General features: G+C 66.4%; 17 protein-coding genes and 1 pseudogene. 10 read left to right on the plus strand and 8 right to left on the minus strand.

Features of this window, described 5'->3' with window-relative positions:
* Window positions 1-46: 46 nt before the first annotated feature.
* Together ypfJ and AR540_RS14760 are read left to right on the plus strand one after the other, a co-directional pair.
* Entirely contained in the window at window positions 47-907 is an 861-nt protein-coding gene (gene ypfJ / locus AR540_RS14755) for a KPN_02809 family neutral zinc metallopeptidase (protein WP_059229956.1), read from the plus strand.
* Between the two features lie 19 nt (window positions 908-926).
* Entirely contained in the window at window positions 927-1,922 is a 996-nt protein-coding gene (locus AR540_RS14760; RefSeq protein ID WP_059229957.1) for an alpha/beta fold hydrolase, read from the plus strand.
* Here the strand turns inward: AR540_RS14760 and AR540_RS14765 are convergent.
* The gene (locus tag AR540_RS14765) at window positions 1,919-2,518 is read right to left on the minus strand and encodes an HAD family hydrolase (RefSeq protein WP_059229958.1); all 600 of its coding nucleotides are present in this window, start codon (window positions 2,516-2,518) and stop codon (window positions 1,919-1,921) included. The two genes, AR540_RS14760 and AR540_RS14765, sit on opposite strands and share 4 nt — an antisense overlap.
* 104 nt (window positions 2,519-2,622) lie before the next feature.
* Between AR540_RS14765 and AR540_RS14770 the strand changes: the two genes are divergently transcribed.
* The 6 genes from AR540_RS14770 to AR540_RS14795 all read left to right on the plus strand — a co-directional run bounded on the left by AR540_RS14770 (window position 2,623) and on the right by AR540_RS14795 (window position 9,503).
* Window positions 2,623-3,363, plus strand: coding sequence for a haloacid dehalogenase type II (locus tag AR540_RS14770; protein ID WP_059229959.1), 741 nt, complete (start codon window positions 2,623-2,625; stop codon window positions 3,361-3,363).
* 208 nt (window positions 3,364-3,571) lie between these two features.
* On the plus strand, window positions 3,572-4,198 hold the full coding sequence (locus AR540_RS14775; RefSeq protein ID WP_059229960.1) for a CatB-related O-acetyltransferase: 627 nt from the start codon (window positions 3,572-3,574) through the stop codon (window positions 4,196-4,198).
* A 228-nt stretch (window positions 4,199-4,426) separates the two neighbouring features.
* Window positions 4,427-4,681, plus strand: a complete 255-nt coding sequence (locus AR540_RS14780; RefSeq protein WP_059229961.1) for a hypothetical protein — start codon at window positions 4,427-4,429, stop codon at window positions 4,679-4,681.
* Between the two features lie 49 nt (window positions 4,682-4,730).
* Window positions 4,731-5,426, plus strand: a complete 696-nt coding sequence (gene tsaA / locus AR540_RS14785; RefSeq protein ID WP_059229962.1) for a tRNA (N6-threonylcarbamoyladenosine(37)-N6)-methyltransferase TrmO — start codon at window positions 4,731-4,733, stop codon at window positions 5,424-5,426.
* A 124-nt stretch (window positions 5,427-5,550) separates the two neighbouring features.
* Entirely contained in the window at window positions 5,551-6,927 is a 1,377-nt protein-coding gene (ppnN, locus tag AR540_RS14790) for a nucleotide 5'-monophosphate nucleosidase PpnN (protein WP_059229963.1), read from the plus strand.
* A 350-nt stretch (window positions 6,928-7,277) separates the two neighbouring features.
* Window positions 7,278-9,503, plus strand: a complete 2,226-nt coding sequence (locus AR540_RS14795) for a putative bifunctional diguanylate cyclase/phosphodiesterase (protein ID WP_059229964.1) — start codon at window positions 7,278-7,280, stop codon at window positions 9,501-9,503.
* Here the strand turns inward: AR540_RS14795 and AR540_RS14800 are convergent.
* Complete coding sequence (locus AR540_RS14800; RefSeq protein WP_059229965.1) at window positions 9,500-10,186, minus strand: dihydrofolate reductase family protein; 687 nt, start codon at window positions 10,184-10,186, stop codon at window positions 9,500-9,502. The two genes, AR540_RS14795 and AR540_RS14800, sit on opposite strands and share 4 nt — an antisense overlap.
* Before the next feature lie 280 nt (window positions 10,187-10,466).
* Window positions 10,467-11,246, minus strand: coding sequence for a ferredoxin-NADP reductase (gene fpr / locus AR540_RS14805; protein WP_059229966.1), 780 nt, complete (start codon window positions 11,244-11,246; stop codon window positions 10,467-10,469).
* Between the two features lie 120 nt (window positions 11,247-11,366).
* Between fpr and AR540_RS14810 the strand changes: the two genes are divergently transcribed.
* Window positions 11,367-12,293: a LysR family transcriptional regulator gene (locus tag AR540_RS14810; protein WP_059229967.1), complete on the plus strand. Its 927-nt coding sequence runs from the start codon at window positions 11,367-11,369 to the stop codon at window positions 12,291-12,293.
* 24 nt (window positions 12,294-12,317) lie between these two features.
* Here the strand turns inward: AR540_RS14810 and AR540_RS14815 are convergent, their stop codons facing one another.
* Window positions 12,318-12,755, minus strand: coding sequence for a DUF4345 family protein (locus AR540_RS14815; protein ID WP_059229968.1), 438 nt, complete (start codon window positions 12,753-12,755; stop codon window positions 12,318-12,320).
* 197 nt (window positions 12,756-12,952) lie between these two features.
* Between AR540_RS14815 and pdxY the strand changes: the two genes are divergently transcribed.
* Window positions 12,953-13,846: a pyridoxal kinase PdxY gene (gene pdxY / locus AR540_RS14820; RefSeq protein ID WP_059229969.1), complete on the plus strand. Its 894-nt coding sequence runs from the start codon at window positions 12,953-12,955 to the stop codon at window positions 13,844-13,846.
* Window positions 13,847-13,994: 148 nt separating this feature from the next.
* On the opposite strand, the pseudogene AR540_RS26095 reads toward pdxY, so the two are convergent.
* The 4 genes and pseudogenes from AR540_RS26095 to AR540_RS14835 form a co-directional block, all read right to left on the minus strand.
* Window positions 13,995-14,105: pseudogene (locus AR540_RS26095) on the minus strand (IS110 family transposase); the annotation flags it as partial.
* A 235-nt stretch (window positions 14,106-14,340) separates the two neighbouring features.
* Window positions 14,341-14,514 carry a DUF1289 domain-containing protein gene (locus AR540_RS14825; RefSeq protein WP_081594595.1) on the minus strand — a complete coding sequence of 58 codons (174 nt, stop codon included), beginning with the start codon at window positions 14,512-14,514 and terminating at the stop codon, window positions 14,341-14,343.
* A 92-nt stretch (window positions 14,515-14,606) separates the two neighbouring features.
* Window positions 14,607-16,007: a carbohydrate porin gene (locus tag AR540_RS14830; protein WP_059229971.1), complete on the minus strand. Its 1,401-nt coding sequence runs from the start codon at window positions 16,005-16,007 to the stop codon at window positions 14,607-14,609.
* 151 nt (window positions 16,008-16,158) lie between these two features.
* Window positions 16,159-17,370 carry an AGE family epimerase/isomerase gene (locus AR540_RS14835; protein WP_059229972.1) on the minus strand — a complete coding sequence of 404 codons (1,212 nt, stop codon included), beginning with the start codon at window positions 17,368-17,370 and terminating at the stop codon, window positions 16,159-16,161.
* Window positions 17,371-17,379 lie beyond the last annotated feature (9 nt).

Here is a 17,379-nt window from a genome sequence, read left to right on the forward strand (position 1 = left end):
TACGCTTCGCGGTCCTAGCGTTGACGACAACCAAGAGACAGCCGCCATGCAATGGGACAAGGGACAACGTAGCGACAACGTCGAGCAGGCCAGCGGCGGACGCGGCCTCAAGATCGGCGGCGGCCTGGGTCTGGGCGGCGTGGCCATCGTGGTGGTGTTCGGCCTGCTCAGCGGCCAGAGCCCGACGCAGATCCTCGGCACCCTGATCAGCCTCAGCGGCCAGGGCGCCCCCACCCAGCAGCAGACCACCGCCCCGGCCGACAATCGCCAGGTGGACTTCGTCCGCGTGGTGCTGGGCGAGACCGAAAACACCTGGACGCGCATCTTCCAGGCCCATGGCGAGCAGTACCAGCCGCCCAAGCTGGTGCTGTTCAACGGCCAGGTGCAATCCGGCTGCGGCGGCGCCACGGCGGCCAGCGGCCCCTTCTACTGCCCGGTGGACGGCAAGGTCTACCTGGACCTGACCTTCTTCCAGGAGCTGCAGCAGCGCTTCGGCGCCGACGGCGACTTCGCCCGTGCCTACGTGATCGCCCACGAGGTCGGCCACCATGTGCAGAACCTGACCGGCACCACCAGCAAGATGGAAGCGGCGCGCCGCCGTGGCATCCCCACCGAGGGCGCCACCGGGTTGTCGGTACGCCTGGAGTTGCAGGCCGACTGCTACGCCGGGGTCTGGGCCAACGATGCCCAGCAGCGATTGAACTGGCTGGACCCGGGCGACCTGGAGAAAGCCTTGAACGCCGCCAATGCCATCGGTGATGATCGCCTGCAACGCCAGGCCCAGGGACGCGTGGTGCCGGATTCCTTCACCCATGGCAGCTCGGCGCAACGGGTGAAGTGGTTCCGCACCGGCTTCGACAGCGGCAAGGTGGAAAGCTGCAATACCTTCGCTACGCAGGCGCTCTGACCTGCCCAGGAGTTCCTCGATGCGTCGCCTGTTCGCGCTGTGCCTGGTCTTGGTCTCCTGCGCCACCCTGGCAGCGCCCCACGCCGGCGTCGCCCGCATCGTCGACGACCGCCTGCCGATCGGCTCGGCGCAGGCGGCGCTGCAGCTATCGACCGACTGGAATAGACCCCACCCGGAAATCCATCGCGCCCTGATCATCGTCCATGGCCGGCTACGCAACGCCGCCACCTACTTCCGCTCCGGGCAGACCGCCACCCAGGCCGCGGGGGCCAGCGCCGATACCCTGGTGATCGCGCCGCAATTCCTCAATGCAGCCGACGTCAAGCGTCATCACCTGCCGGACAACCTACTGCGCTGGCAGGGCAATGCCTGGATGGGCGGCGAACCCGCCCTGGGGCCGCAGCCGCTGAGCAGCTTCGCGGTATTCGACGCCCTCCTCGCCCGCCTGGCGGATCGCCGCCTGCTGCCCAACCTGCAGGAGGTGGTGATCGCCGGTCACTCCGGCGGGGGCCAGGTGATGCAGCGCTACGCCGTCCTCGGCCAGGGCGAGCGCCCGCTGGCGGCCAGCGGCATTCGTCTGAGATTCGTGATCGCCAATCCGTCGTCCTATGCCTATTTCGACGCCAGCCGGCCCGATGCCCAGGGTCGTCCCGCGGCCTTCGCCGACGCGGCCAGCTGCCCGGACTTCGATACCTGGAAGTACGGCATGCAGGGGCTGCCCGCCTATGCCGAGGGCCGTGACGCGACGACGCTGGAGCGGCATTATGCGGCCCTGCCGATCACCTATCTGCTCGGCGCCGAGGACACCAACCCCAATCATCCGGCGCTGGACAAGAGCTGCGCCGCCGAGGCCCAGGGGCCCTACCGCCTGGCGCGTGGGTTGAACTACTACCACTATCTGCAAGGCCGACACCCAGGCCTGCCGCAGCGTCTGGTCGAGGTGCCGGGCGTGGGCCACGACGGCGATGCCATCTTCACCTCGCCGGAAGGACGCCAGGCGCTGTTCGGCGGCTAGTCTCCGGCCTGCAGCACCGCCAGCAGTTCATGGCAATCCTCGAAGCGCCGGTCGCGCGCCGCCGGCCAGGGATCGCCGGGCTGGTTGACCTGCAGGGTGCGACAACCGGCGGCCCGCCCGGCCTCCAGGTCGTAGCGGTGATCGCCGACCATCACCAGGCTGGCCGGCGCCACCTGCCATAGATCGGCCAGGTGCAACAGCCCACCCGGATCGGGCTTGGGCGCCGCTTCGTCGCGCCCGAGCACGGCGGCCGGCTCGAAACAGTCTTCCAGACCGATGGCGGCCAGCGTCAGCAGCGCCAGGTCACGGGCGTTGCGGGTCAGGATGCCCAGCCGGCAGCCGCCCTCGCGCAGATGGAGCACCAGAGCTAGCGCACCAGGCGACGGGCGGGCGGCGACGGCCAGTTCGCGCTCGTGCGCGAACAGCCAGGCGTGCTTGGCCGCGCGCTCGGTGGCCGGGAGGTCGACCAGGTGGTGCAGGATGTCGGCCTGTTCGGGGATGCCGAGGTGCCGGCGGATGGCGGCGAAGTCGTGGACGGCCAGGGTCAGGGTGCCGTCCAGGTCGAACACCCAGTGGCGGCGTTTGCGCAATGTCATCGGCAGTATCCTGCAGGGAAAAAGGGTGACCTCCGGGCGCACGGGGGGAACCCTCGTCCTGCGCGCTCCGTCTGGTGGAAACAATCATCTGCAGGAGTCTACCCATGACGACGACCGTTCGTGCGCTGCTTTTCGATGTCTTCGGCACCGTGGTGGACTGGCGCGGCAGCCTGGTCGACCAGCTGCAGGGCCTGTCCGCCAAGCACGGCGTGCAGGCCGACTGGGGCGCCCTGGCCGACGCCTGGCGGGCCGAGGCCTACGAGGCCATCCTGCCGCAGATCGAGGCCCGTACCCTGCCCTGGCTGCCCCTCGACGAGGTCCATCGGCTGGCGCTGGACGAGCTGCTGCCGCGCCATGGCCTGGCCGGGCTCACCGCGGCGGAGGTGACCTGGATCAACCGCCGCTGGCATCAGCTGGCACCCTGGCCCGATGCGGTGCCGGGGTTGCAGCGCCTGCGCCGGGGCTATCCGGTCTGCGCCCTGTCCAACGGCAACGTCGGCCTGCTGCTGGACATGGCTCGCCACGCCGGGCTGCCCTGGGACATGCTGTTCGGCGCCGATCTGTTCCGGCGCTACAAGCCCGCGGCGGAGGTCTATCTCGGCGCCTGCGCCCTGCTCGACTTGCAACCCGAACAGGTGATGCTCTGCGCCGCCCACAACGGCGATCTGCAGGCCGCCCAGGAATTGGGGCTGGCTACCGCCTTCATCCAGCGACCCCGGGAAAAGGGGCCTGCCGGGGGCGAGGTATCGCGCGGCGGCTGGGATCTGGAGGCCAGCGACCTGCAGGACCTGGCCGACCAGCTCGGCCTGCCCGCCAGCGATGCCGAGGACCTTGCGGAGGCCTGAGAACCTGTTCACGATCTTTTGGACTAGAGCCAGACAAGGCAAAAACAGCTGAGGAAGCGCAGTTTACAGGTCGTAAATGAGCATTCCGAAGCTGCTTTTAACGCCGTATGGCCGACGGTCAGGAGATCGTAAACAGGTTCTGAGGTCGATTGAGGGGGGCCCGGGCGCTCGGTATCCTCGCCGATACTTTTTCCGCCAGGGCGCTCCCATGGGTTTTCTCGACCGACTCCGCAAGAAACGCGAGCGCAAGGCCATCAAGGCCTTGCCGAAGCTCCATCAGCGCACCACCCGGCTGCGCAATGCCCTGCCGAACTACGAAATCGGCGCCGGCACCTACGGCATGCCCGAGGTCTCGGACCTGCAGGAAGGCTCGACCCTGAGGATCGGCTGCTACACCTCCATCGCCAGCGGCGTGCAGATCCTCCTGGGTGGCCTGCACCGGCTGGACTGGGTGACCACCTATCCGTTCCCCGCCTTCGTCGACGACCTGGCGCACATCACCGACTACGGCGGCAGCCGCGGCGACGTGGTGATCGGCAGCGACTGCTGGATCTGTACCAATGCCCTGTTGCTCTCCGGCGTCACCATCGGTCATGGCGCCGTGGTGGCCGCCGGTGCCGTGGTGACCCGCGACGTGCCGCCCTATGCGGTGGTGGGCGGCAATCCGGCGCGCTTCATCAAATGGCGCTTCCCGGAAGATGTCCGCGAGGTGCTGCTCGACATCGCCTGGTGGGACTGGCCGGAGGCGGACATCCTCGCCGCCGGCAAGCAGCTCTGCAGCGGCGACATCGAGGGCTTCATCGCCTACGCCCGGGCGCACCATCCGGCGCCCTGAGAACCTGCTCACGATCTCGCGAGCTAGAGCCAAACAAGGCGAAAAGGGCTGAGGAAGCGGAGTTTACGAGTGGTAAATGAGCATTCCGACCGGGCTGGCGCCCCAGGGCATTTTCAACGCGGTTTGGCCGACGCGCAGCAGATCGTGAACAGGTTCTGAGGACAGGCTCAGGAACTCTGATCGCTCCCAGGAACTCACCTTCATTAATCATGCAATCGAAGGTTTTCCATGGAAGTGCTCGACCTGCTGCAATGGCCGGCCATGGCCATCACCCTGCTCGCCGCCTGGCTGGTGGCCTCCCAGCGCCAGGGTCGGCGCAACCTGGGCTTCTGGGTCTTCCTGCTCAGCAATGGCCTGTGGATCGCCTGGGGCCTGCAGGCCGAGGCCTATGCCCTGATCGTGCTGCAACTGGGCCTGGCGGCGATGAACCTGCGCGGCGTGCGGCGCAATGCCCAGGACGCGGCCGCCGCGACGCTTCCCTAGCGCTCGGGCCAGGCATAATGGCCGGCCCCGCGTCAGACGACCCACCGCCATGCCTTACCGCGTCTCCCCCATCGGCCACGTCCGCTCCTGTTTCAAGGAGAAATTCGCCATCCCCCGGCAGCCCGCCCTGGCCCCGGCCGCCCGCGGCGTGCTGGAGCTGCTGCCGCCGTTCGACCGCACCGAGGCCGTCCAGGGCCTGGAGCAGGTGAGCCACGTCTGGCTGCTGTTCCTCTTCCACCAGGCGCTGGAAAGCGAACCCCGCCTGCGCGTGCGTCCGCCGCGGCTGGGCGGCAACCGCTACCTGGGGGTGTTCGCCACCCGCGCCACCCACAGGCCCAATGGGATCGGCCAGTCGGTGGTCCGCCTGGACGGCATCGAACCGGGGCGGCTGTCGTTGTCGGGTATCGATCTGCTGGATGGCACCCCGGTGCTGGACATCAAGCCCTATGTGCCCTACGCCGACAGCCCATTGGGTGCCTACAACGCCATCGCCGAGGCGCCGCCGCCGGCCCTGGCGGTGAGCTGGGCGGACGCGGCGCGCCGCCAGGCCGAAGTCCATGGCCAGCGCCTGGGCGAACCCCTGGCCGAGTTGATCGAGCAGTGCCTGGCCCAGGATCCGCGCCCGGCCTACCAGGCGCCGGCACCCGAGCGCCGCTACGGGGTACGCCTGTGGGACGTGGAAGTGCACTGGCATTATCCGACGGCGACCCAGATCCACGTTCTGGATGTGACCGCCGCGTCCTGAGAGCGGCCGGTTTGCATTCCACCGCGCAAGGCCCCAACAATGGGGCTGCCGGGTCGCATGAGGCGATCCGCACGCGGCTACGGTCGCCGTTCGGCCGTATCACCGATCGATTAGGGAAACATCTATGGCTCCAAGCAGACAGGTCATCAACGCTCAGGTCAGCCCCAAGGGCAGCCTGGAGACCCTTTCCCAGCGCGAGGTCCAGCAGCTCAGCGCCGCCGGCTCGGGCAACCTCTACCAACTCTTCCGCCAGTGCGCCCTGGCCATCCTCAACACCGGCGCCCACAGCGACAACGCCAAGACCATCCTCGAGGCCTACCAGGACTTCGAGATCCGTATCCACCAGCAGGACCGCGGCGTGCGCCTGGAACTGGTCAACGCCCCGGCCGACGCCTTCGTCGACGGCGAGATGATCGCCAGCACCCGCGAAATGCTGTTCAGCGCCCTGAGGGACATCGTCTACACCGAGAGCGAGCAGAGCAGCCTGCGCATCGATCTGGATAGCTCCGAGGGCATCACCGACTACGTCTTCCACCTGCTGCGCAACGCCCGCACCCTGCGCGCCGGCGTAGAGCCGAAGATGGTGGTCTGCTGGGGTGGCCACTCCATCAGCACCGAGGAATACAAGTACACCAAGAAGGTCGGCCACGAGCTGGGCCTGCGCAGCCTGAACATCTGCACCGGCTGCGGCCCAGGCGTGATGAAGGGCCCGATGAAGGGCGCCACCATCGCCCACGCCAAGCAGCGCATCCAGGGTGGCCGCTACCTGGGACTCACCGAGCCGGGCATCATCGCCGCCGAGGCGCCCAACCCCATCGTCAACGAACTGGTGATCCTGCCGGATATCGAGAAGCGCCTGGAGGCCTTCGTGCGCGTCGGCCATGGCATCATCATCTTCCCCGGTGGCGCCGGCACGGCGGAGGAGTTCCTCTACCTGCTGGGCATTCTCATGCACCCGGAAAACCAGGGCATCCCCTTGCCGGTGGTGCTCACCGGCCCACAAAGCGCCGCGCCCTACCTCGAGCAATTGCACGCCTTCATCGGCGCGACCCTGGGCGAGGCCGCCCAGCGCCACTACCAGATCGTCGTCAACGATCCCGCCGAGGTGGCCCGGCAGATGGCCCAGGGGCTCAAGGCGGTCAAGCAGTTCCGCCGCGAGCGCCACGACGCCTTCCATTTCAACTGGCTGCTGCGCATCGAGGAAGGCTTCCAGCGGCCCTTCGATCCCACCCACGCCAACATGGCCGCGCTGGAACTGACCCATGCCCTGCCGCCCCACGAGCTGGCCGCCAACCTGCGCCGGGCCTTCTCCGGCATCGTCGCCGGTAACGTCAAGGCCAAGGGTATCCAGCTGATCGAGGAGCAAGGCCCCTACGAGATCAATGGCGATCCCGCCATCATGCGTCCGCTGGACCAGTTGCTGCAGGCCTTCGTCGAACAGCACCGCATGAAGCTCCCCGGCGGCGCGGCCTACGAGCCCTGCTATCGTGTGGTGAGCTGAATCCTTTCCCACCGGCCACTTCGGCCGGTTTTCCGCCTTCATGATCGTTCATCTGTTACTGATCGACGAACGGTCGGGTAGCTGGCCAAGTAATATCAGGCAATCGCTAGCCAGCTATCCAGAGCGCTTCGCTCGGTACAGCGATGCTTCGTTTTCGCTCCCCCTGCATTCGGAAAAAAACCTCGCGCGCTAACTGCCGGGGTCCGCGCTAAAGCCCCTCTTCACCACGCCGATAGGGCAAGGCAAGCTAAACTCAAAGCGGTGGCTGACGTGTCGAATGCTGACCGGGGCGGAGATCCCGCCGGAACGGCTTCACCCCGTCACGCCGGATTTCCTGCCGAGGCCACGGAATGAATAACTGGCTGGGACTCGACTTCCTCGTCGCCCCTCTCGCCCACGACCAGGTGCACCTGCACGGCCAGCATGACGCCTGGCTGGTGGCACTCGCCTATCTGGTCGCCGTCAGCGCCTGCTACGTCACCCTGGTGTTCGCCGAGCGCATCGGCCAGACCCGCACCCTGTCGCGGCGGCGGGCCTGGAGCCTGATGGGCGCCCTGAGCTTCGGCTTCGGTGTCTGGGGCATGCATTTCATCGCCATGCTGGCCTTCACCGTGCCCACCCAGGTGCACTACGACCTGCTGATCACCCTGGCCTCGCTGCTGATCGTGGTGCTGGCCGGGCTCATGGCCATGCCGGCCCTCAGCCAGCCCGACCTCAGCCTCGGCCAGCGCCTCAAGGCCGGCGCGGTGCTGAGCGTGGGCATCGTGCTGATGCACTACACCGGCATGACCGCCGTGCACACCGACGCGGTGGTGCTCTATCGTCCAGGCCCCTTCCTGCTGTCGATCCTCATCGCCGTGGGCGCCAGCTTCGCCGCGTTGCAACTGATCCAGATCTTTCGCCGCCACTACACCGGCATCTATCGCTGGCTGCGCATAGCCACCGCCCTGGTGATGGGCCTGGCCATCGCCGCCATGCACTTCACCGGCATGTGGTCCATGGTGCTGATCGCCCCGGTGCAACCCGAGGGCGCACTGCAGGGTGCCAGCAATTCCTGGCAGCTCGGCGTGGGTATCGCCATCATCGCCCTGCTGCTGGTGGTCGGTGGCCTGGGCGCGGCCTGGGCGGATCGCCAGCTGCAGCGCAAGGAAAACGACCTGGAGCGGGTCAATTCCCTGGTCGGCCAGCTCGACGAAGCCCGTGCTTCGCTGCAGCAGGCGGCGCACTACGATCCCCTCACCGACCTGCACAACCGCCGCGCCTTCAATCAGGCCTTCGCCGAGATCCTCGCCCGGCACGCCCAGCAGGGACGCAGCCTGGCGGTGATGTTCCTCGACATCGATCACTTCAAGCGCATCAACGACAGCCTGGGTCACGCGTCCGGCGACCAGTTGCTGGTGGCCATGGCCAAGACCATTCGCGATGCGGTCCGCGATGGCGATCTGGTGGCCCGCTTCGGTGGCGACGAATTCTGCATCCTGGCCAGTCTCGCCGGCCCCGACGAGGCGCGTCACCTGGCCCAGCGCATCCTGGAGCGGCTGCGCCAGCCCATCACCATCGGCAGCCGTACCCTGGTGATGACCACCAGCATCGGCATCAGCCTCTATCCCCGCGACGGCGGCTGCTGCGAGGAACTGCTCAAGAGCGCCGATCTCGCGCTCTACCTGTCCAAGGGCAATGGCCGCAACACCTTCAGCTTCTTCGACGAGACCCTGCGCGAGAAGATCTCGCTGCAGCTGGAGCTGGAGGCCGAACTGCGCGAGGCCCTGGTCGAGGAACGCGGCCTGCAGCTCTACTACCAGCCGATCCTCGACGTCGCCAGCGGCCAGCTGGACAAGGCCGAGGCGCTGATCCGCTGGGATCATCCCCGCCTCGGCCTGCTGGCACCGAACGTCTTCCTCGGCGTCGCCGAGGCCAATGGTTTCATCGAGGAACTGGATGCCTGGGTACTGCGACGGGCCTGTCGCGATCTCGCCGAACTGGCGGCCGCGGGCCTTCCCGAGCTGCGCATAGCCATCAACTGCTCGGCGCTAAGCTTGAGCAACGAGGCGCTGCCGGCCCAGATCGCCTGGTGCCTGGACGAGCATCGGCTGTCGCCGCGATGCCTGGAGCTGGAGGTCACCGAGAATGCCCTGGTCAAGAACGTGCAGCCCACCGCCGAGCTGCTGCAGCGCATCCGCGACCTGGGCGTGACCGTCTCCATCGACGACTTCGGCACCGGCTATTCGTCGCTGGCCTATCTCAAGCGGTTGCCCATCGACATCCTCAAGATCGACCGCTCCTTCGTCACCGGGCTGACCGAGGGCAATGCCGACCACCAGATCGTCCAGGCCATCATCGGCATGGCCCGGCCGCTCAAGCTCAAGGTCACCGCCGAGGGCGTCGAACACCTGGAGCAGCTCCGCCTGCTCTGCGCCCTGGGCTGCGACTTCATCCAGGGCTACCACATCAGCCGGCCGGTACCGCTGAACCAGGTGCCCGAGGTGATCGCCCGCTATGCCACCGGGGTCTGTCCGCTGCAGGCCCAAGCCCAGGTCGACGCCGACGCCCTGGCTTTGGCCAAGGCGCTCGGCTAGCCGCGCCGATAACGCAGCCAGACGCTGCCGTCGTCCTGGGCTTCGGCCACATCCAGCTTGAGGTAGAGCGGCTGCTGCCAGGCCTGCTCGGCGATCTCGAAGGACGCCGGATGGGCGCCGCGGCCATCGACCAGCGGGATGATCAGCACGCTGATCTCGTCCACCAGCCCGGCGGCGACGAAGGAGCCGCTGACGTGGGGACCGCCCTCCACCACCAGGCGCTCGATACCCAGCTCGGCGTTCAGCAATTCCAGCACCGCCGCCAGATCTAGCTCGTCCTTGCCCCCGAAGACATAGGACGCGCCGATGTTCTGCAGGTGCGCCAGGTAGTCGTCGCTCACCCCCTCGGTGAGCACCGCCACCACATGGGAATCCAGGGCTTCGTTCTTCTTCCAGGCGACCTTGCCCTGGGGATCGATGGCGATGGCGTACTTGGCGGCGTCGCGCTGGGCGAAATGGTGAGTGCGCGGGATGGGCGCCTGGGCGACGCCGGTGGGATAGCCCTCGCCATGGGCGATCTCTTCCATGGTCACCCGGCCGCAGGCCCAGGCGTCGAACTCGAAACGCTCGGCCAGGCGCTCGTAGGTCGCATCGGCCTGTTTCTTGACCGCACGATCCCAGCCATCGGTAAGGGCGTGACCGTCGACCGACGACATCATATGGCAGATCACATAGGGCTTCATGGAGGCTCCCGGCAATGGCGCGTCGCCATGACACGCCTCGCAGCAACCGACCGGCCCGGCGCGGTGGGAGTTCAGCCCGCCGGGCCGCGGAAACGAAAAACCCGCCGGAGGGCGGGTTTTCGGGGAGCCTAGTGGCGTTAGAGCCTGTTCACGATCTCGCGAGCTAGAGCCAAACAAGGCGAAAATGGCTGAGGAAGCGGAGTTTACGAGTGGTAAATGAGCATTCCGAAGCCATTTTCAACGCCGTTTGGCCGACGCGCAGCAGATCGTGAACAGGTTCTTACTTCTCGACGAAGGCGCGCTCGATCAGGTAGTCGCCCGGATCGCCCATGCGCGGGGAGATGGTCAGGCCGAACTCGTTCAGCACGGCGCTGGTCTCGTCCAGCATGCTCGGGCTGCCGCAGATCATGGCGCGATCGTCCTGCGGATTGATCGGCGGCAGGCCGATGTCCGCGAACAGCTTGCCGCTGCGCATCAGGTCGGTCTGGCGACCCTGGTTGCGGAATTCTTCGCGGGTCACCAGGGGATAGTAGATCAGCTTCTCGCGCACCAGGTCGCCGATGAACTCGTGCTCGGGCAGGGTCTTGGTAATGAAGTCGGCATAGGCCAGCTCGTTCACGTAGCGCACGCCGTGGACCAGGATCACCTTCTCGAAGCGCTCGTAGGTTTCCGGGTCCTGGATGGTGCTCAGGAAGGGCGCCATGCCGGTGCCGGTGCTCAGCAGGTAGAGATGCTTGGCGGGCTTCAGGTCACTGAGGATCAGGGTGCCGGTGGGCTTGCGGCTGACCATCAGGTTATCGCCTTCCTTGAGGTGCTGCAGGCGCGACGTCAGGGGGCCGTCCGGCACCTTGATGCTGAAGAATTCCAGGTGCTCTTCGTAGTTGGGGCTGGCGATGCTGTAGGCGCGCATCAGCGGACGACCGCCTTCGGTTTCCAGGCCGATCATCACGAACTGTCCGTTCTCGAAACGCAGGCCCGGATTACGGGTGGTCTTGAAGCTGAACAGGGTGTCGTTCCAGTGATGAACGCTCAGGACGCGCTCGGTGTACAGGTTGCTCATCGATGACTCCAGGAAAAATCGGTACAGCCCGGGGCTGGATAGAAATTGCGCGACAGTTTATAGAGGGGGAAAATATCCGTGAAATGAATAATTCGAATATAGGTTATCCAAAAGGCAGATATGAGATTCACGTTGCGTCAACTCGAGGTCTTCGTCGCCGTGGCCCGCCAGGAAAGCGTTTCCCGGGCGGCCGAGGCGCTCAGTCTGTCGCAGTCGGCCACCAGTACCGCCCTGGGCGAACTGGAGCGGCAATTCGACTGCCGGGTATTCGACCGCGCCGGCAAGCGTTTGACACTCAACGCCCTGGGGCGCCAGTTGCTGCCCAAGGCGGTGGCCCTGCTCGATCGCAGCGCCGAGGTGGAAAACCTGCTGCGCGGCAAGACTGGCTTCGGCTCCCTGGAGGTCGGTGCCACCCTCACCATCGGCAACTACCTGGCTACCCTGCTGCTAGGCGACTTCATGCAGCGCCATCCCGACTGCCGGGTGCGCCTGCATGTGCACAACACCGCCAGTGTGGTGCAACGGATCGCCAACCATGACATCGACCTCGGCCTGATCGAGGGCGATTGCCAGCATCCCGATCTGGAGGTACAGCCCTGGATCGAGGATGAACTGGTGGTGTTCTGCGCGCCCGGGCATCCCCTGGCCCAGACCGAGGCCAGCCAAGCCGAGTTGGAGGCCCAGGCCTGGATCTTGCGCGAACAGGGCTCGGGTACCCGCCTGACCTTCGACCAGGCCATGCGCCACCACGCCCAGCCGCTGGACGTGCGCCTGGAGCTGGAGCACACCGAGGCCATCCTGCGCGCGGTGGAATCGGGGCTGGGGATCGGTTGCCTGTCGCGGCTGGCGCTGCGCGATGCCTTCGCCCGCGGCACCCTGGTGCCCATCGCCACCCCGACCCTGGACCTGCGCCGCCAGTTCTGCTTCATCTGGCACAAGCAGAAATACCAGACCGGGGCCATGGTCGAATTCCTCGACCTCTGCCGCCAGCTGACCCTGGGCCTCGCCCGCAGCGATCAGATCGACACCGCGCGGCCCCGCCCCTAGCGCTAGCTGCTGGCACTGGTGCGATCACTGGCCCTCGTAGATCCGCCGATTCTCCAGCTCCCGCTGCTCGTGGCGGCGGTGGGCACGCAGGGCCAACAGGGCCAGGATGCCGATCACCAGGCGATAGCCCTGGGAGTAGAGATCCAGCTCGGCGGTGGCCGACTCGCCCAGTACGCCGCTGACCAGTCGCACCACGAACAGCGTCAGCTGCACGAAGGCCACCAGCAGCAGGCCGGCCGACAGCCATTCCGCCCGGCGAAAGGCCAGCACGGCGAACAGCGCCAGGGCGAATTGCATGCCGCCGTACCAGACCCGCGCCTCGGCCACCGACGCCGAATCCATCAGTACCATGCCGCGGGCATTGGCCATCTCGTAGGGATAGAACCAGTGCGCCAGGGCGAGTCCCAACCAGACCAGGGCCTGCAGACCCAACACCAGACGTGCGAAGCGAAGCTCGGACATTCCCCGTTTCTCCTTGGGGCCGTGGGTGGATGACAGCCGCTCCAGTGTAGCCAGGCGGAGCGCCCGGCGCCGGTAGCGGTCCGCACTGCCGATGCAGACCGCCGCAGGTGGGTTAGGGTTCGCCGGAAGGGCTGGGGTAAGCTGCAGGCCTCCACCCTTCCGGCTCCTGCCCCGAGCCCGCCGCCCGAGAGATCGCCATGCCCGCCGCCCTGCCCGCCCAGCCGCCGCTGGTGTTGTCCATCCAGTCCCATGTCGCCTACGGCCACGTCGGCAATGCCGCCGCCACCCTGCCGCTGCAATTGCTCGGCCTGCAGCCGGTGGTGGTCAACACCGTGCAATTCTCCAATCACACGGGCTACGGCGAATTCAAGGGCCAGGTCTTTCCGCCCGAGCACATCCACGACGTACTCGACGGCCTGCGCGCCCGCGGGGTGCTGGAGCGCTGCGTGGCGGTGCTCTCCGGCTACCTGGGCGATGCCGCCATCGGCGAGGTGATCCTCGGCGTAGTGCAGGAGATCCGTCGCCAGCGTGGCGATCTGCAATACCTCTGCGATCCGGTGATGGGCGACGTCGGCCGCGGCATCTTCGTGCGTCCCGGCATCCCCGACTTCCTGCGCCGCCGCGCCATCGAACAGGCCAGCCTGATCACCCCCAACCAGTACGAATTCGAGCTGCTGCACGGCCAGCCGCTGGTCGACACCGACGATGCCGTGAGTGCCGCCCGGCTGCTGCTCGGTCGCCCCGGCCAGCCGGGCCCTACGACCATCGTCATCACCAGCCTGCGCACCCCGGACCTGCCCGCCGATGTCCTCAGCACCCTGGTGGTGGAGGCGGCGGATGCCTGGCTGGTGCAGACGCCCTACCTGGATCTGCAGCCGCTGCCCAACGGCATGGGCGACGTCTTCTCCGCGGTGCTGCTGGGCCAGTTGCTCAATGGCCAGTCCACGCCCGCCGCGGCGTCCCATGCGGTCAGCGCCCTCTATGCCCTGGTCGCCCGCACCGGACCCGGCAGCCGCGACCTGCCGCTGATCGCCGCGCGTGAGCAGATCGTGCGGCCAGGGGAGCTATTCGAGGCGCAGCGGCTTGCTTAGGTTGGGTTGAGCGTCGCGAAGCCCAACGGCCCCGCTCGATCTATCGCGGTCACGGCGGTCCGCCGATGCGGCCGCTCTGGCTTGGACTATCGCGGCCATGGGCCGCTCCTACGGTTACCCGGGAAGCTGTGTAGGAGCAACTGTCTTCTCAAGCGGGCTCAGATCGCCAAGGAGTACCGTCCCTGAGCATGGCATTGAGCCGAATCAGCAAGACGCGTAGGCAGGCGATCAGGGCTACCTTGGCGGGTTTTCCACGCGCTGGGACGTCAGAGGTCAGCAGGGGGCGGGACCGGCTCCTACACGTGCTCGAAACACTGCGGCCCTACAGCCTGCCCCCTGCTGCTCTCACCTCCATCCTAACGGCAAGCCAAGACACAAGCGGCCCATGGCCGCGATAAAGACAGTTGCTCCTACAGTCAAATCAGAGGCTGTAGGAGCGGCCGCAACCGCGGACCGCCATGGCCGCGCTGACAGGGATGGCCTCTACGATAGCCTCACCCCTTCTTGAGCTTCTTCAGGCGCTTCCTGGACTTGTCGATGACTTCCTTGCGCTCGCGGTCCTTCAGCTCCTTCCATCCCTTGATCTCTGAGCGTTTGCGGCCACATCCCTGGCAGACGTCGTCCTTGATCTTGCACTGGCTGATGCAGGGACTTTCGACCTTACCCACGGCAACCTCGGAAATGAAAAAGGCCCTGCAGTATAACGACTGCAGGGCCTTGGCCAGCGCCATCCGGCTGGAAGGCGGGCTATGGGGGCTATTTAAAAGACTGCTTGAACCTTCAGGCCCCCCACCACGGCATTGTCGACCTCACGCACACCACCCGGATTCTTGATGTACTGCAGGTTGGGACGCAGGGTCAGCCAGTTGGTCACGTGGACGCCGTAGTAGATCTCGGCGTCGTACTCGTTGTGCTGCAGCGGGGTGTAGGCCGGATCGTCGTAGTCCGTGGCACCGGCGGCCTGGTTGAGGGCGCGCTGGTTGTCGCGGAAGTCGCTGTTGGTGCTGATACGGGCGACGCCGAAGCCGATGTCGTCCTTGGGACGGCCATCGAAGGGGCCCTTGTACACCAGGCCGGCCTGGACGTAGTTGCTGACCTTGTTGACGTCCTTGGCATGGGCGGTGAAGTTGGCGAATACCGACAGGCCACGGCTCGGGTCATCGTTGTGGGCAGTGATCTGCTGGCGCGCCACGACCCAATAGCCGTGCTTGCTGGAGTGCTCCTTGTAGTCCAGCCCGGTGAGGGCCGCGGCGTTGCCGTTGACGTCTTCGTAGACGTCGTCGGCCTTGGCCGTGCTGTAGTAGTAGCCGACGCGGTATTCGCCCGGCAGGCCATTGAGCTTGGGCGACCAGACCATTTCCACCGGCAGGACCGCACCCTTGGTGCCGCTGCCGTTGAGCTTGAAGCCGTTGCCGGTTTCCAGCAGCGACGGATTCTGCTCGTAGGCACCGACCTGGACGAACAGCTCGGGGGTCAGGCTGTACTTGACGCGCATGGCCCACTGGCTGACCGGCCAGTTGTACCAGACACCTTCCCAGTTACCGACCTGGGAGCCGCAGAACGCCAGGTTCTGGAAGTCGCATTCGAAGGAGTTGAAGTCCTCGCCTTCGCCGAAGCGACCGGCCTTGATGTCCAGCCGGCCGTCGAAGAAGCCCTTGGACAGCCACAGCTGGGTCAGACGCCAGGTCTGGCCACGGCCGTAGACTTCCTGCACCGAGGAGTAGCCGCCGACGCGCGGATCGGTGATGCGGTCGTCGGTGAGGTTGCGGCCGTCACGGGAGGTGATGGCGACCTTGAACACCGAGTTCTCCCAACCGGCGATCTTGTTCATGTCGCCCCAGAGGCCGAACATGTACTGGGAGCTCCAGCGGCCGGTGCGGTCGTCGTCATAACCGCCGCGCAGGTTGGTGGCGCCCTCGCCCACGTATTCGAGCTTGATGTCCCAGCCCTTGTCGCGCAGGTCCTTGCGCACGCCGCCCCAGTCGCCGGTCATGGTGTTGCCCAGCGGCTGGAAGGCGGCCTCGGTGTTGTTGACGCCGCTGAAGTTGCCACCCGGGTTGGCCTGGGGTGCGGCATGGACGGTACCGGCTACCGCGAGGGCGAGCGCGGAGACCAGGGGCAGTGCGATACCCCGACGATTCTTGTGGTTCTGACTGTTCATTACTGAGATCCCTTTTTATTGAAGTGATGACACCCAGGGCCCGAAACCCGCGTCTCTATTACTTAGAAGCTGCTCACGATCTGCCGCGCGTCGGCCAAACTGCGTTGAAAAGGCCTTGTTTGCTCCGGTTCGCGAGATCGTGGACAGCTTCTTACGGCAGGACGTTGAGGACTTCGTAACAGGCACCCATGGTGTGGTAGTCGACCTTGCCGGCCGGACTCTTGTCGTCGGAGTATTTCTGGTTCCGACGGTCAAGCAGACGCCACCAGGCGCCGTGCTCGTGATCGATGAAATGTTCCCAGCTGTAACGCCAGAGCGCCTCGTAATGCTCCCAGTAGCGGGGTTCGCCGCTGCGCTCGGCCAGCAGCGCCGCCGCGGCCAGGGCCTCGGCCTGGACCCAGAAGTATTTGTCCGGGTCACAGGGCGAGCCGTCCGGGGCGAAGCCGTAATAAAGGCCACCGTTCTCGCCATCCCAGCTCAGCCGCCAGGAGACGTCGAACAGCGCCTGGGCGCGCGGCAATAGCCAGGGCTGGGGACGGTGGCGTTCGAGGATCAGCAGCAACTTGGCCCATTCGATCTGGTGCCCCGGCTGGAAACCCCAGGGGCGGAACAGGTTGGCCGGATCGTCGCGGTTGTAGTCCCAGTCGATGGACCAGTCGCTGTGGTAGTGCTCCCAGATCAGGCCGCCGGGGACCTGGTCGGCCACGCCACCCTGCCCGAGGGTCAACTCGGCCTGGCGTTGGGTCATGTTACGCGCCAGGATCTCGGCACGATCCAGGTAACGCACCTCGCCGCTGGCCTCGAAGGCCGCCAGCAGGGCTTCGCAGGCGTGCATGTTGGCGTTCTGGCCGCGATAGGGCGAGACGGTCTGCCAGTCGGCGCTGATCTCGTCGACGTAGAGGCCGTCGGCTTCGCGCCAGAAATGGGTTTCCAGGGATTCCCAGGCCTCGCTGAGCCAGCCGCGGGCTTCCTGGATGCCGGCCTGCAGACCATGAGCGTAGGCCAGCACCACGAAGGCCAGGCCGTAGCAGTGGTTGGTGCCATCCACCACGGTGTCGCCGTCGAGCAGCCAGGCATAGCCGCCGTTGGCCTGGCGATGCCGCTCGCGCAGGTATCTCAGGCCGTGGCGGGTCGCCTCCAGAAAGGCCGGGTCACCGAAGTGCCGATAGGCCATGGCGAAATCGAAGACGAAGCGGGTACTGGAGACCAGGTGGCGGGTCTGGCTGTCGTAGACCGTGCCATCGTCCTTGAAGAAGTGATAGAAGCCGCCCTGCGGATCGACACAACGCGGGTGGTAGAACGCCAGGGTCTGGCGGACGTGCTCCAGCAGGGTCTCGCGACGACGAAAATCGGGGAAGTCCATCGGGTTTCC

Origin of the sequence: Pseudomonas sp. EpS/L25, from assembly GCF_001512295.1 — a bacterium.
Classification (GTDB): domain Bacteria; phylum Pseudomonadota; class Gammaproteobacteria; order Pseudomonadales; family Pseudomonadaceae; genus Chryseomonas.